General features: G+C 70.6%; 12 protein-coding genes and 2 riboswitches. Of the genes, 6 read left to right on the plus strand and 6 right to left on the minus strand.

Features of this window, described 5'->3' with window-relative positions; genetic code table 11:
- The first annotated feature begins 26 nt into the window (after positions 1-26).
- A riboswitch (guanidine-III (ykkC-III) riboswitch) is annotated at positions 27-97 on the plus strand.
- Positions 98-126: 29 nt separating this feature from the next.
- On the plus strand, positions 127-447 hold the full coding sequence (locus ACFWGJ_RS32475) for a multidrug efflux SMR transporter (protein ID WP_189775160.1): 321 nt from the start codon (positions 127-129) through the stop codon (positions 445-447).
- 30 nt (positions 448-477) lie between these two features.
- On the opposite strand, the gene ACFWGJ_RS32480 is transcribed toward ACFWGJ_RS32475, so the two are convergent.
- Positions 478-3156 (minus strand): transglycosylase domain-containing protein, encoded by a 2679-nt coding sequence (locus ACFWGJ_RS32480; protein WP_387331831.1) that lies wholly within the window; start codon positions 3154-3156, stop codon positions 478-480.
- A gap of 198 nt (positions 3157-3354) precedes the next feature.
- Between ACFWGJ_RS32480 and ACFWGJ_RS32485 the strand changes: the two genes are divergently transcribed.
- The 4 genes from ACFWGJ_RS32485 (at position 3355) to ACFWGJ_RS32500 (ending at position 6851) form a co-directional block, all read left to right on the plus strand.
- Entirely contained in the window at positions 3355-4164 is an 810-nt protein-coding gene (locus ACFWGJ_RS32485) for an ABC transporter permease (protein WP_387331837.1), read from the plus strand.
- A gap of 115 nt (positions 4165-4279) precedes the next feature.
- Entirely contained in the window at positions 4280-5083 is an 804-nt protein-coding gene (locus ACFWGJ_RS32490) for an ABC transporter permease (protein WP_387331839.1), read from the plus strand.
- Positions 5084-5089: 6 nt separating this feature from the next.
- The gene (locus ACFWGJ_RS32495) at positions 5090-6097 is read left to right on the plus strand and encodes an ATP-binding cassette domain-containing protein (RefSeq protein WP_387331833.1); all 1008 of its coding nucleotides are present in this window, start codon (positions 5090-5092) and stop codon (positions 6095-6097) included.
- Positions 6098-6107: 10 nt separating this feature from the next.
- Positions 6108-6851 (plus strand): DUF1707 domain-containing protein, encoded by a 744-nt coding sequence (locus ACFWGJ_RS32500; protein WP_387331835.1) that lies wholly within the window; start codon positions 6108-6110, stop codon positions 6849-6851.
- A 301-nt stretch (positions 6852-7152) separates the two neighbouring features.
- On the opposite strand, the gene ACFWGJ_RS32505 is transcribed toward ACFWGJ_RS32500, so the two are convergent.
- The 4 genes from ACFWGJ_RS32505 to ACFWGJ_RS32520 form a co-directional block, all read right to left on the minus strand.
- A complete protein-coding gene (locus ACFWGJ_RS32505; protein ID WP_387331835.1) occupies positions 7153-7896 on the minus strand; it encodes a DUF1707 domain-containing protein in 744 nt (247 codons plus the stop codon).
- 10 nt (positions 7897-7906) lie between these two features.
- Positions 7907-8914 carry an ATP-binding cassette domain-containing protein gene (locus tag ACFWGJ_RS32510; protein ID WP_387331833.1) on the minus strand — a complete coding sequence of 336 codons (1008 nt, stop codon included), beginning with the start codon at positions 8912-8914 and terminating at the stop codon, positions 7907-7909.
- Positions 8915-8920: 6 nt separating this feature from the next.
- Positions 8921-9724 carry an ABC transporter permease gene (locus tag ACFWGJ_RS32515; RefSeq protein WP_387331839.1) on the minus strand — a complete coding sequence of 268 codons (804 nt, stop codon included), beginning with the start codon at positions 9722-9724 and terminating at the stop codon, positions 8921-8923.
- A 115-nt stretch (positions 9725-9839) separates the two neighbouring features.
- Positions 9840-10649, minus strand: coding sequence for an ABC transporter permease (locus tag ACFWGJ_RS32520; RefSeq protein ID WP_387331837.1), 810 nt, complete (start codon positions 10647-10649; stop codon positions 9840-9842).
- A 198-nt stretch (positions 10650-10847) separates the two neighbouring features.
- On the opposite strand from ACFWGJ_RS32520, the gene ACFWGJ_RS32525 reads away from it, so the two are divergent.
- On the plus strand, positions 10848-13526 hold the full coding sequence (locus ACFWGJ_RS32525; RefSeq protein WP_387331831.1) for a transglycosylase domain-containing protein: 2679 nt from the start codon (positions 10848-10850) through the stop codon (positions 13524-13526).
- A gap of 30 nt (positions 13527-13556) precedes the next feature.
- Here ACFWGJ_RS32525 and ACFWGJ_RS32530 read toward each other — a convergent pair whose 3' ends face one another.
- The gene (locus ACFWGJ_RS32530; protein ID WP_189775160.1) at positions 13557-13877 is read right to left on the minus strand and encodes a multidrug efflux SMR transporter; all 321 of its coding nucleotides are present in this window, start codon (positions 13875-13877) and stop codon (positions 13557-13559) included.
- 29 nt (positions 13878-13906) lie between these two features.
- Positions 13907-13977, minus strand: a riboswitch (guanidine-III (ykkC-III) riboswitch).
- Positions 13978-14003 lie beyond the last annotated feature (26 nt).

Consider the following 14003-nt stretch of genomic DNA (forward strand, 5'->3'; position numbering starts at 1 on the left):
GGTGACCATCGTCACCAGCCCCTTCCGTCTGCTCCTTGCTACCGTGGAGACAACCCGACGAGACGCGCCGTACCGGGACAGGCAAAGACGACGCACCCCCTGTTGATTCCTTCACGGAGGTGCCCCATGGCCTGGGTCCTGCTGGTCGTCGCCGGTCTGCTCGAAGTCGGCTGGTCGGTCGGTATGAAGTACACCGAGGGGTTCACGCGGCTCGTGCCCAGCGTGCTCACCGGTGCCGGCATCGTCGCCAGCATGCTGCTGCTGTCGTATGCCGCGAAGACGCTCCCCATCGGTACCGCGTACGGCGTCTGGGTGGGCATCGGCGCGGCCGGAGCGGCGGTGTACGGCATGGCGGTGCTCGGTGAACCGACGACCGCCGCCCGGATCTTCTTCGTCTGTCTGCTGCTGGTGGCGGTGGTCGGGCTGAAGGCGACCTCCGGTCACTAGCAGCCGACCACTACCTCAGCAGCACACCGGCTACGGGAAGTCCCCGAACGTCGTCCCCGTGCTCCCGACCCCGCCGTCCCCGGTGGTGCCGCCCGTGCCGCCGTCCGTCGTCGCGCCGCCGTCCCCGGTGGTACCGCCCGTGCCGCCGTCCGTGGTCGCGCCGCCGTCGGTCGTCGTGCCGCCGGTGCCGGTGGTGCCGCCGCCCGTGGTGGTGCCACCGCCGTCGGTGGTCGTACCGCCGGTGTCGGTGGTGCCCCCGTCGGTGGTGGTGCCGCCGTTGTCCTGGCCCTGGGTGCCCGGTGTCTCCTCGCCGCCGGTGGTCGTACCGCCGTCCGTGGTGGTGCCGCCCGTGGCGGTCGCGTCCTCGTCGGGGTCGGCGGACGGGAGCTCCTGCTCCTCGGCGCCGTCCTGGAGGTTCAGGTCGAAGTCCTTGACCGCGACCCCCTTCAGCGCGGCCTTCGTGTACTGGGCCCAGATCTGCGCCGGATACCCGCCGCCGTTGATACGGGCCTGCCCGAGCGCCCCGTACAGCGACTTGTGGGCGCCGGTGTCGGGGTCCTGGCCCATCACGGCGACGACCGTGGCGAGGTTCGGGGTGTAGCCCGCGAACCAGGCCGCCTTGTCGTCCTCCGCGGTGCCCGTCTTGCCCGCCACGGGACGCCCGGCGGCCTGCGCGGCCGTACCCGTACCGCCCTCGACGACGCTCTGCAGGATCGACGTCGTCGTGTCGGCGGACTCCCGGCTGACGGCCTGCTCGGTCGCCTGCTCCGGCAGCTTCACATCCTCGGAGCCGTCCTTGGTGACCTTCTCGATCATCGTGTACGTGCCGTGCTTGCCGTGGTTGGCGAGGGTCGCGTACGCCTCCGCCATGTCGAGGACGCTCGCGGTGGCCGTGCCGAGCGCGATGGACGGGGACGCGTTCAGGTCGGGGGTGTCGGCCGGGATGCCCAGGTCGACGGCGGTCTGCTCGACCTTCGCGGAGCCGACGTCCACGGCCATCTGCGCGTACACGGAGTTGACGGACTTGTCGGTGGCGGTACGGACCGGGATCTGGCCGTACGAGACCTGGTCCTCGTTCTCCGGGGCGTACGTGCCGCCGTCCCAGCCCTGCACGGGCCGCTTGTTCGTGCCGTCGTAGACGGTGTTCGGGGTGATCGTGCGGCCGTCCTGGGTGACCGAGTCGTTCTGCACGGCCGAGGTGAACACGAACGGCTTGAAGATCGAGCCGACCTGGTAGTCCCGGCGCGTGGCGTTGTTGTAGTACTGCTTCGTGTAGTCGATGCCGCCGTACATCGCGAGGACCTTGCCGGTCTTCGGGTCGATGGAGGCGCCGCCCGCGCGGACGTAGTTGTCGACCTTGCGGTTCTTCTTGTCGAGCTCGTCCATCACCTGGTCGTCGACGGCCTTCACGAAGGCGTCCTGCTTGGGCTTCTGCAGGGTGGTCGTGATGCGGTAGCCGCCCGCGTTCAGCGCGTCCTCGCCGAGGATCTTGTTGTCGGCGAGGTAGTCGTTGACGGCCTTGACGATGTAGCCGCGCTGGCCCGACATGCCGGCCGCGACCACCGTCTCCTTGGGCGCGGGGAACTCGACGCCGGCGCGCTCCGACTCGCTGATCCACTTCTTCTTGACCATGCCGTCGAGCACGTAGTTCCAGCGGGCCAGCGCGGCCGGCTTGTTCTCGGGGTGCGCGACGACGTCGTACTCGCTCGGCGCGTTCAGGAGCGCCGCCAGGTAGGCGCCCTGTCCGGCCGACAGGCCCTTGGCGTCGACGCCGTAGTAGGCCTGGGCCGCGGCCTGGATGCCGTACGCGTTGCGGCCGAAGTAGCTGGTGTTGAGGTAGCCCTCAAGGATGTCGTCCTTGCTCTTCTCCCGGTCCAGCTTGATGGAGATGAAGAACTCCTTCACCTTCCGCGTGACCGTCTGCTCCTGGGCCAGGTAGTAGTTCTTCACGTACTGCTGGGTGATCGTCGAGCCGGACTGCTTGCCCTTGCCGGTCGCCGTGTTCCAGCCCGCGCGGAGCATCGCCTTGGGGTCGACCGCGGACTCGGTGTAGAAGTCGCGGTCCTCGGCGGCGAGCACCGCGTGCTGGGCGTCCTTGGAGATCAGGGACAGGTCCACGTTCTCGCGGTTGACCTCGCCGTCGCGGGCGAGCTGGCTGCCGTCCGCGTACAGGTAGACGTTGCTCTGCTTGATCGCGGTCGCGTTCGCCGACGGGATCTTCACCAGGTAGTAGCCGAGCGCGAACGCGCCGACGAGCAGCAGGATCACGCCGACGAACGTGCCGAGCACCATCCGCCAGGTCGGGATCAGCCGCCTCCAGCCGGTGCGCTTGGGCCGCTTGGCCTTCTTGGTCTTCCCGGCCTGCTCTGACCGCTCGCCCTGCTCGGACTGCTCGCCGGGTGCGGCGTCCGCGTCGACGGACGCCGCCGTCAGCGCGACGGTCGCGTCGTCCCGCGGCTCCGGGCCGTCCGGCGACCCGCCCGATGCGCCCGGTGTGTCCGGGCCGTCCGGCGACCCGCCCGGGGCCGCCGGTGCCGCCGATGCGGCCGGCGCCGTGTCCGGTGAGGCCCCCGACGGCTTCCCGGGGCTGCCCGGCTCCCCAGGCTTGCCCGGTGTGCCCGGTGTGCCCGGTGTGCCCGCCGAGGCGGAGTCGGGATCTCTCGGTGCCCAGCCCTCGCTCGGCTGCTGCGGCTGCGGCTGGTCGTTCATCTTGTGCCGTGCTCCCGTTTCACGTCGTACGTCTGGTACGCCCTCGTACGCCTGCTGCGCCCTCCCTTGAAGACTGTCCCATCCGGCGAATCGTTCCCAGTGTGTGGCACGCGTCCCGGGAGAAAATGCCTGGCACGCGGCCCCGACCCCGGACTAGGCTCCAGCGCTTTGGCTCAGAACGGCTGGAGAGGGTTCGTGGTGCGGGCTTGGAGGTTGTACGCGGCCGTCGCGGCGGGCGGGTTCCGGCGGTACGCGACCTATCGGGTGGCCACCGCCGCGGGCGTGTTCACCAACACGGTCTTCGGGCTGATCCTGGCGTACACGTACATCGCGCTGTGGGACGAGCGGCCCGGGCTCGGCGGCTACGACCAGGCCCAGGCGGTGACGTACGTGTGGGTGGGGCAGGGGCTGCTGGCGGTGGTCGCGGTGATGGGCGGCGGCTTCGAGGACGAGCTGATCGAGAGAATCCGTACGGGTGACATCGCGATCGACCTCTACCGGCCCGCGGACCTCCAGGCCTGGTGGCTGGCGGCGGACGCGGGACGGGCCGCGTTCCAGCTGCTGGGGCGCGGGGTGGTGCCGATGGTGTTCGGCGGGCTCGTCTTCCAGCTCGCGCTGCCCGCGGACGCCTGGACCTGGCTGGCGTTCCTCGTCGCCGTGGCGCTGGGGGTCCTGGTGAGTTACGCGATCCGCTATCTCGTGGCGCTGGCGGCGTTCTGGTTCATGGACGGGGCGGGGGTGCAGCAACTGGCCGTCCTCGCCGGGTTGTTCTTCTCCGGGATGACCCTGCCGCTGAACGTCTTCCCGGGCGCGCTCGGCGAACTGGCCCGCGTACTGCCCTGGTCGGCGCTGATCCAGACCCCGGCGGACGTGCTGCTGGGGGAGCGCACGGGCTTCGCGCTGCTGCGGACGTACGCCTTCCAGGCCGCCTGGGCCGTCGGGCTGCTGGCGGTGGGCCGTCTGGTCCAGTCGGCGGCGACACGGAGGGTGGTGGTCCAAGGTGGCTGACCTGAGGGAGAAAACCGGCTCCGGTACCGGCTCCGGCAGCGATACCGGTTCAAGCTCCGGCTCCGGCTCCGGACCCGATACCGGCTTCGGGTCCGCGCCGACGTACGCATCGCGGCTGGTGGACGGGTTGCGGGCGTACCGGCTGATCGCCTGGATGTGGATCCGCTCGACGATGGCGTACCGCGCCTCCTTCGCGATGACCCTCTTCGGCAACTTCGCCGGGACCGTCCTCGACTTCGTCGCGATCCTGCTGATGTTCTCGCGCGTCGACCAGCTCGGCGGCTACTCGCTCGGCGAGGTCGCGTTCCTGTACGGGCTGTCCACCGCGGCGTTCGGCGTCGCCGACCTGACGCTCGGCTCGATGGACCGGCTCGGGCAGCGGGTGCGGGACGGCACGCTCGACACCCTGCTCGTACGCCCCGCGCCGGTGCTCGCGCAGGTCGCCGCCGACCGGTTCGCGCTGCGGCGCCTGGGCCGGATCACCCAGGGGCTGCTGGTCCTCGGGTACGCGCTCACCGTGGTCGACATCGACTGGACCCCGGCGAAGGTATTGCTGATGCCGGTGATGGTGGCGAGTGGGGCCGCCATCTTCTCGTCGGTGTTCGTGGCGGGCGGGGCCTTCCAGTTCGTGGCGCAGGACGCGTCCCAGGTGCAGAACTCGTTCACGTACGGCGGCACCACGCTGCTGCAGTATCCGCCGACCGTCTTCGCGAAGGACCTGGTGCGCGGGGTGACCTTCGTGCTGCCGCTGGCCTTCGTCAACTGGCTGCCCGCGCTGTACGTGCTCGGGCTGCCGTATCCGCTCGACCTGCCGCGGTGGACCGCGTTCCTGTCGCCACTCGTGGCCGTCGTCTGCTGCGGGCTCTCGGGCCTCGCGTGGCGGGCGGGCCTTCGTTCGTACCGCAGCACGGGGAGTTGACCGCACATGAAATCCACTCACGCGGACACCGGCGTGACCGACTCGGACCTGGACGCCGACTTCATCAGTCTCGACGGCGTGGAGAAGGTCTTCGACGTACGCAAGAAGACCGGCTTCCTGCGCAGTGAGCGGCGGCAGGTGCGGGCGGTCGACTCGATCTCCTTCACCGTGTCGCGCGGCGAGATGGTCGGCTACATCGGGCCGAACGGCGCGGGCAAGTCCACCACCATCAAGATGCTCACCGGCATCCTCACGCCCAGCGGCGGGCGCCTGCGTGTCGCGGGCATCGACCCCTCCCGTGAACGCACCCGGCTCGCCCAGCGCATCGGCGTGGTCTTCGGGCAGCGGACCACCCTATGGTGGGACCTCCCGCTGATCGACTCGTACCGGCTGATGCACCGCATGTACCGGATCCCGGACGCCCGGTACGCGCAGAACCTCGACCGGTGCGTCGAACTCCTCGAACTGGGCGAACTGCTGGACGTGCCCGTACGGCAGCTCTCGCTCGGGCAGCGGATGCGCGGGGACATCGCGGCGGCGCTGCTGCACGACCCCGAGGTGCTGTACCTCGACGAGCCGACGATCGGGCTCGACGTGGTCAGCAAGGTGCGGGTGCGGGAGTTCCTGCGGGACCTCAACGCGGAGCGCGGCACGACCGTGCTCCTGACGACCCACGACCTCTCCGACATCGAGCAGCTGTGCCGGCGGGTGATGGTCATCGACCACGGACGCCTGATGTACGACGGTCCGCCCGCCGGGCTGCACGAGGTCGGCGAGAGCGAGCGGACACTGGTCGTGGACCTGGAGCGCGAACTCCCGCCCATCGACGTGGAGTCGGCGCGGGTGGTGAAGGTCGAGGGGCCCCGGCAGTGGCTCGCCTTCCCGGCGGCGCAGTCGGCGGCGCCGCTGGTGGCGCGGATCGCGGCGGAGTATCCGCTGGTCGACCTGTCGGTGCGGGAACCCGACATCGAGGCCGTCATCAGCCGCATGTACGCGGGGAAGGCAACCTCGTAGGCTGCTGTCCATGACGGACGAACTCCCGGCCGAACCCTCCGCCTCGCTCCCCGAGTTGCGCGCCTCCGACGCCGACCGCGAACAGGTCGCCGAAGTGCTGAGGGACGCCCTCGCCGAGGGCCGCCTGGACATGGCGGAGTTCGAGGAGCGGTTGGAGTCCACGTACAAGGCGCGTACGTACGGGGAGTTGGAGCCGATCACCCGCGATCTGCCCGCGGCGGGCGTCCCGGCCCCCGCTCCCGCCGTGTCGATGGTCAAGCGGCCCGCGGGCGCCGTCGGTACGGGGGACTGGGCGAGCCGGATCGTCGGCGGTGAGGGTACGTCCCGGTGGGGCGTCGCGGTCATGTCGGGGTTCGAGCGCAGGGGGCGCTGGACCGTGCCGAAGCGGTTCAACTGCTTCGCGTTCTGGGGCGGCGGTGTCGTGGACCTGCGCGAGGCGAACTTCGCGGACGGCGAGGTCGTGGTCAACTGCGTCGCCGTCATGGGCGGGTTGAACGTGGTCGTACCGCCGGGGGTCGAGGTCGTGGTCCGCGGGATCGGGATCATGGGCGGGTTCGACCACGGTCAGGAAGGTGTGGCGGGGGCGCCGGGCGCTCCGCGGGTCGTCGTGACGGGGTTCGCGTTCTGGGGCGGGGTGGGGGTGGAGCGGAAGCTCTCGAAGGCGGAGCGGCTGCGTCTGCGGGAGGAGCGGCGGCGGGAGAAGCTTGAACGCAAGGCCGCGCGACGGGACGAGCTGGAAGCGGGCCTGGACTGAGGGGGGTTCCCCCTCATGGCCCCCTGCGCTTCCGCGGGTTGTTCGTCGTCTGCGGGTGCGTCGTGGCTGGCCGCGCAGTTCCCCGCGCCCCTAAAAGCCAAGAGACTGCGCCGTTCCCCGCGCCCCCAAGCAGGGACTACGCCCCTTCAGGGGCGCGGGGAACGGCGCGAGCAACCCCCACCGTCCCGCAGCCGAGGCACGAGCTTTCAAGGGGCGCGGGGAACTGCGCGGCCAGCCACGACGCACCCGCAGACGACGAACAACCCGCGGAAGCGCAGGGGGCCATGAGGGGGAACCCCCCTCAGTCCAGGCCCGCTTCCAGCTCGTCCCGTCGCGCGGCCTTGCGTTCAAGCTTCTCCCGCCGCCGCTCCTCCCGCAGACGCAGCCGCTCCGCCTTCGAGAGCTTCCGCTCCACCCCCACCCCGCCCCAGAACGCGAACCCCGTCACGACGACCCGCGGAGCGCCCGGCGCCCCCGCCACACCTTCCTGACCGTGGTCGAACCCGCCCATGATCCCGATCCCGCGGACCACGACCTCGACCCCCGGCGGTACGACCACGTTCAACCCGCCCATGACGGCGACGCAGTTGACCACGACCTCGCCGTCCGCGAAGTTCGCCTCGCGCAGGTCCACGACACCGCCGCCCCAGAACGCGAAGCAGTTGAACCGCTTCGGCACGGTCCAGCGCCCCCTGCGCTCGAACCCCGACATGACCGCGACGCCCCACCGGGACGTACCCTCACCGCCGACGATCCGGCTCGCCCAGTCCCCCGTACCGACGGCGCCCGCGGGCCGCTTGACCATCGACACGGCGGGAGCGGGGGCCGGGACGCCCGCCGCGGGCAGATCGCGGGTGATCGGCTCCAACTCCCCGTACGTACGCGCCTTGTACGTGGACTCCAACCGCTCCTCGAACTCCGCCATGTCCAGGCGGCCCTCGGCGAGGGCGTCCCTCAGCACTTCGGCGACCTGTTCGCGGTCGGCGTCGGAGGCGCGCAACTCGGGGAGCGAGGCGGAGGGTTCGGCCGGGAGTTCGTCCGTCATGGACAGCAGCCTACGAGGTTGCCTTCCCCGCGTACATGCGGCTGATGACGGCCTCGATGTCGGGTTCCCGCACCGACAGGTCGACCAGCGGATACTCCGCCGCGATCCGCGCCACCAGCGGCGCCGCCGACTGCGCCGCCGGGAAGGCGAGCCACTGCCGGGGCCCCTCGACCTTCACCACCCGCGCCGACTCCACGTCGATGGGCGGGAGTTCGCGCTCCAGGTCCACGACCAGTGTCCGCTCGCTCTCGCCGACCTCGTGCAGCCCGGCGGGCGGACCGTCGTACATCAGGCGTCCGTGGTCGATGACCATCACCCGCCGGCACAGCTGCTCGATGTCGGAGAGGTCGTGGGTCGTCAGGAGCACGGTCGTGCCGCGCTCCGCGTTGAGGTCCCGCAGGAACTCCCGCACCCGCACCTTGCTGACCACGTCGAGCCCGATCGTCGGCTCGTCGAGGTACAGCACCTCGGGGTCGTGCAGCAGCGCCGCCGCGATGTCCCCGCGCATCCGCTGCCCGAGCGAGAGCTGCCGTACGGGCACGTCCAGCAGTTCGCCCAGTTCGAGGAGTTCGACGCACCGGTCGAGGTTCTGCGCGTACCGGGCGTCCGGGATCCGGTACATGCGGTGCATCAGCCGGTACGAGTCGATCAGCGGGAGGTCCCACCATAGGGTGGTCCGCTGCCCGAAGACCACGCCGATGCGCTGGGCGAGCCGGGTGCGTTCACGGGAGGGGTCGATGCCCGCGACACGCAGGCGCCCGCCGCTGGGCGTGAGGATGCCGGTGAGCATCTTGATGGTGGTGGACTTGCCCGCGCCGTTCGGCCCGATGTAGCCGACCATCTCGCCGCGCGACACGGTGAAGGAGATCGAGTCGACCGCCCGCACCTGCCGCCGCTCACTGCGCAGGAAGCCGGTCTTCTTGCGTACGTCGAAGACCTTCTCCACGCCGTCGAGACTGATGAAGTCGGCGTCCAGGTCCGAGTCGGTCACGCCGGTGTCCGCGTGAGTGGATTTCATGTGCGGTCAACTCCCCGTGCTGCGGTACGAACGAAGGCCCGCCCGCCACGCGAGGCCCGAGAGCCCGCAGCAGACGACGGCCACGAGTGGCGACAGGAACGCGGTCCACCGCGGCAGGTCGAGCGGATACGGCAGCCCGAGCACGTACAGCGCGGGCAGCCAGTTGACGAAGGCCAGCGGCAGCACGAAGGTCACCCCGCGCACCAGGTCCTTCGCGAAGACGGTCGGCGGATACTGCAGCAGCGTGGTGCCGCCGTACGTGAACGAGTTCTGCACCTGGGACGCGTCCTGCGCCACGAACTGGAAGGCCCCGCCCGCCACGAACACCGACGAGAAGATGGCGGCCCCACTCGCCACCATCACCGGCATCAGCAATACCTTCGCCGGGGTCCAGTCGATGTCGACCACGGTGAGCGCGTACCCGAGGACCAGCAGCCCCTGGGTGATCCGGCCCAGGCGCCGCAGCGCGAACCGGTCGGCGGCGACCTGCGCGAGCACCGGCGCGGGGCGTACGAGCAGGGTGTCGAGCGTGCCGTCCCGCACCCGCTGCCCGAGCCGGTCCATCGAGCCGAGCGTCAGGTCGGCGACGCCGAACGCCGCGGTGGACAGCCCGTACAGGAACGCGACCTCGCCGAGCGAGTAGCCGCCGAGCTGGTCGACGCGCGAGAACATCAGCAGGATCGCGACGAAGTCGAGGACGGTCCCGGCGAAGTTGCCGAAGAGGGTCATCGCGAAGGAGGCGCGGTACGCCATCGTCGAGCGGATCCACATCCAGGCGATCAGCCGGTACGCCCGCAACCCGTCCACCAGCCGCGATGCGTACGTCGGCGCGGACCCGAAGCCGGTATCGGGTCCGGAGCCGGAGCCGGAGCTTGAACCGGTATCGCTGCCGGAGCCGGTACCGGAGCCGGTTTTCTCCCTCAGGTCAGCCACCTTGGACCACCACCCTCCGTGTCGCCGCCGACTGGACCAGACGGCCCACCGCCAGCAGCCCGACGGCCCAGGCGGCCTGGAAGGCGTACGTCCGCAGCAGCGCGAAGCCCGTGCGCTCCCCCAGCAGCACGTCCGCCGGGGTCTGGATCAGCGCCGACCAGGGCAGTACGCGGGCCAGTTCGCCGAGCGCGCCCGGGAAGACGTTCAGCGGCAGGGTCATCCCGGAGAAGAACAACCCGGCGAGGACGGCCAGTTGCTGCACCCCCGCCCCGTCCATGAACCAGAACGCCGCCAGCGCCACGAGATAGCGGATCGCGTAACTCACCAGGACCCCCAGCGCCACGGCGACGAGGAACGCCAGCCAGGTCCAGGCGTCCGCGGGCAGCGCGAGCTGGAAGACGAGCCCGCCGAACACCATCGGCACCACCCCGCGCCCCAGCAGCTGGAACGCGGCCCGTCCCGCGTCCGCCGCCAGCCACCAGGCCTGGAGGTCCGCGGGCCGGTAGAGGTCGATCGCGATGTCACCCGTACGGATTCTCTCGATCAGCTCGTCCTCGAAGCCGCCGCCCATCACCGCGACCACCGCCAGCAGCCCCTGCCCCACCCACACGTACGTCACCGCCTGGGCCTGGTCGTAGCCGCCGAGCCCGGGCCGCTCGTCCCACAGCGCGATGTACGTGTACGCCAGGATCAGCCCGAAGACCGTGTTGGTGAACACGCCCGCGGCGGTGGCCACCCGATAGGTCGCGTACCGCCGGAACCCGCCCGCCGCGACGGCCGCGTACAACCTCCAAGCCCGCACCACGAACCCTCTCCAGCCGTTCTGAGCCAAAGCGCTGGAGCCTAGTCCGGGGTCGGGGCCGCGTGCCAGGCATTTTCTCCCGGGACGCGTGCCACACACTGGGAACGATTCGCCGGATGGGACAGTCTTCAAGGGAGGGCGCAGCAGGCGTACGAGGGCGTACCAGACGTACGACGTGAAACGGGAGCACGGCACAAGATGAACGACCAGCCGCAGCCGCAGCAGCCGAGCGAGGGCTGGGCACCGAGAGATCCCGACTCCGCCTCGGCGGGCACACCGGGCACACCGGGCACACCGGGCAAGCCTGGGGAGCCGGGCAGCCCCGGGAAGCCGTCGGGGGCCTCACCGGACACGGCGCCGGCCGCATCGGCGGCACCGGCGGCCCCGGGCGGGTCGCCGGACGGCCCGGACACACCGGGCGCATCGGGCGGGTCGCCGGACGGCCCGGAGCCGCGGGACGACGCGACCGTCGCGCTGACGGCGGCGTCCGTCGACGCGGACGCCGCACCCGGCGAGCAGTCCGAGCAGGGCGAGCGGTCAGAGCAGGCCGGGAAGACCAAGAAGGCCAAGCGGCCCAAGCGCACCGGCTGGAGGCGGCTGATCCCGACCTGGCGGATGGTGCTCGGCACGTTCGTCGGCGTGATCCTGCTGCTCGTCGGCGCGTTCGCGCTCGGCTACTACCTGGTGAAGATCCCGTCGGCGAACGCGACCGCGATCAAGCAGAGCAACGTCTACCTGTACGCGGACGGCAGCCAGCTCGCCCGCGACGGCGAGGTCAACCGCGAGAACGTGGACCTGTCCCTGATCTCCAAGGACGCCCAGCACGCGGTGCTCGCCGCCGAGGACCGCGACTTCTACACCGAGTCCGCGGTCGACCCCAAGGCGATGCTCCGCGCGGGCTGGAACACGGCGACCGGCAAGGGCAAGCAGTCCGGCTCGACGATCACCCAGCAGTACGTGAAGAACTACTACCTGGCCCAGGAGCAGACGGTCACGCGGAAGGTGAAGGAGTTCTTCATCTCCATCAAGCTGGACCGGGAGAAGAGCAAGGACGACATCCTTGAGGGCTACCTCAACACCAGCTACTTCGGCCGCAACGCGTACGGCATCCAGGCCGCGGCCCAGGCCTACTACGGCGTCGACGCCAAGGGCCTGTCGGCCGGACAGGGCGCCTACCTGGCGGCGCTCCTGAACGCGCCGAGCGAGTACGACGTCGTCGCGCACCCCGAGAACAAGCCGGCCGCGCTGGCCCGCTGGAACTACGTGCTCGACGGCATGGTCAAGAAGAAGTGGATCAGCGAGTCGGAGCGCGCCGGCGTCGAGTTCCCCGCGCCCAAGGAGACGGTGGTCGCGGCCGGCATGTCGGGCCAGCGCGGCTACATCGTCAAGGCCGTCAACGACTACCTCGCCGACAACAAGATCCTCGGCGAGGACGCGCTGAACGCGGGCGGCTACCGCATCACGACCACCCTGCAGAAGCCCAAGCAGGACGCCTTCGTGAAGGCCGTCGACGACCAGGTGATGGACGAGCTCGACAAGAAGAACCGCAAGGTCGACAACTACGTCCGCGCGGGCGGCGCCTCCATCGACCCGAAGACCGGCAAGGTCCTCGCGATGTACGGCGGCATCGACTACACGAAGCAGTACTACAACAACGCCACGCGCCGGGACTACCAGGTCGGCTCGATCTTCAAGCCGTTCGTGTTCACCTCGGCCGTGCAGAACGACTCGGTCACCCAGGACGGCCGCACGATCACCCCGAACACCGTCTACGACGGCACGAACAAGCGGCCCGTGCAGGGCTGGGACGGCGGCACGTACGCCCCGGAGAACGAGGACCAGGTCTCGTACGGCCAGATCCCGGTCCGTACCGCCACCGACAAGTCCGTCAACTCCGTGTACGCGCAGATGGCCGTGGACGTCGGCTCCGCGAAGGTCGAGCAGACCGCCGTCGACCTGGGCATCCCGGCCGACACCCCCGACCTGAACGCGTCCCCGTCCATCGCGCTCGGCACGGCCACCGCGAGCGTCCTCGACATGGCGGAGGCGTACGCGACCCTCGCCAACCACGGCAAGCACGGCACGTACACGATGATCGAGAAGGTCACCAAGGACGGCTCCGAGGATGTGAAGCTGCCGGAGCAGGCGACCGAGCAGGCCGTCAGCCGGGAGTCCGCCGACACGACGACGTCGATCCTGCAGAGCGTCGTCGAGGGCGGTACGGGTACGGCCGCGCAGGCCGCCGGGCGTCCCGTGGCGGGCAAGACGGGCACCGCGGAGGACGACAAGGCGGCCTGGTTCGCGGGCTACACCCCGAACCTCGCCACGGTCGTCGCCGTGATGGGCCAGGACCCCGACACCGGCGCCCACAAGTCGCTGTACGGGGCGCTCGGGCAGGCCCGTATCAACGGCGGCGGGTATCCGGCGCAGATCTGGGCCCAGTACACGAAGGCCGCGCTGAAGGGGGTCGCGGTCAAGGACTTCGACCTGAACCTCCAGGACGGCGCCGAGGAGCAGGAGCTCCCGTCCGCCGACCCCGACGAGGACGCGACCGCCACGGGCGGCACCACCACGGACGGCGGTACGACCACCGGCGGCGAGGAGACACCGGGCACCCAGGGCCAGGACAACGGCGGCACCACCACCGACGGGGGCACCACCGACACCGGCGGTACGACCACCGACGGCGGTGGCACCACCACGGGCGGCGGCACCACCGGCACCGGCGGCACGACGACCGACGGCGGCGCGACCACGGACGGCGGCACGGGCGGTACCACCGGGGACGGCGGCGCGACGACGGACGGCGGCACGGGCGGCACCACCGGGGACGGCGGGGTCGGGAGCACGGGGACGACGTTCGGGGACTTCCCGTAGCCGGTGTGCTGCTGAGGTAGTGGTCGGCTGCTAGTGACCGGAGGTCGCCTTCAGCCCGACCACCGCCACCAGCAGCAGACAGACGAAGAAGATCCGGGCGGCGGTCGTCGGTTCACCGAGCACCGCCATGCCGTACACCGCCGCTCCGGCCGCGCCGATGCCCACCCAGACGCCGTACGCGGTACCGATGGGGAGCGTCTTCGCGGCATACGACAGCAGCAGCATGCTGGCGACGATGCCGGCACCGGTGAGCACGCTGGGCACGAGCCGCGTGAACCCCTCGGTGTACTTCATACCGACCGACCAGCCGACTTCGAGCAGACCGGCGACGACCAGCAGGACCCAGGCCATGGGGCACCTCCGTGAAGGAATCAACAGGGGGTGCGTCGTCTTTGCCTGTCCCGGTACGGCGCGTCTCGTCGGGTTGTCTCCACGGTAGCAAGGAGCAGACGGAAGGGGCTGGTGACGATGGTCACC

This window comes from Streptomyces sp. NPDC060205, assembly GCF_042728395.1.
Lineage (GTDB): Bacteria > Actinomycetota > Actinomycetes > Streptomycetales > Streptomycetaceae > Streptomyces.

Bases quoted from the DNA above. Each gene is read 5' to 3' on its own strand.
- ACFWGJ_RS32475 (WP_189775160.1), top strand. From the start codon at position 127: ATGGCCTGGGTCCTGCTGGTCGTCGCCGGTCTGCTCGAAGTCGGCTGG.
- ACFWGJ_RS32505 (WP_387331835.1), bottom strand. From the start codon at position 7,896: ATGACGGACGAACTCCCGGCCGAACCCTCCGCCTCGCTCCCCGAGTTG.
- ACFWGJ_RS32530 (WP_189775160.1), bottom strand. From the start codon at position 13,877: ATGGCCTGGGTCCTGCTGGTCGTCGCCGGTCTGCTCGAAGTCGGCTGG.
- ACFWGJ_RS32510 (WP_387331833.1), bottom strand. From the start codon at position 8,914: ATGAAATCCACTCACGCGGACACCGGCGTGACCGACTCGGACCTGGAC.
- ACFWGJ_RS32480 (WP_387331831.1), bottom strand. From the start codon at position 3,156: ATGAACGACCAGCCGCAGCCGCAGCAGCCGAGCGAGGGCTGGGCACCG.
- ACFWGJ_RS32495 (WP_387331833.1), top strand. From the start codon at position 5,090: ATGAAATCCACTCACGCGGACACCGGCGTGACCGACTCGGACCTGGAC.
- ACFWGJ_RS32500 (WP_387331835.1), top strand. From the start codon at position 6,108: ATGACGGACGAACTCCCGGCCGAACCCTCCGCCTCGCTCCCCGAGTTG.
- ACFWGJ_RS32525 (WP_387331831.1), top strand. From the start codon at position 10,848: ATGAACGACCAGCCGCAGCCGCAGCAGCCGAGCGAGGGCTGGGCACCG.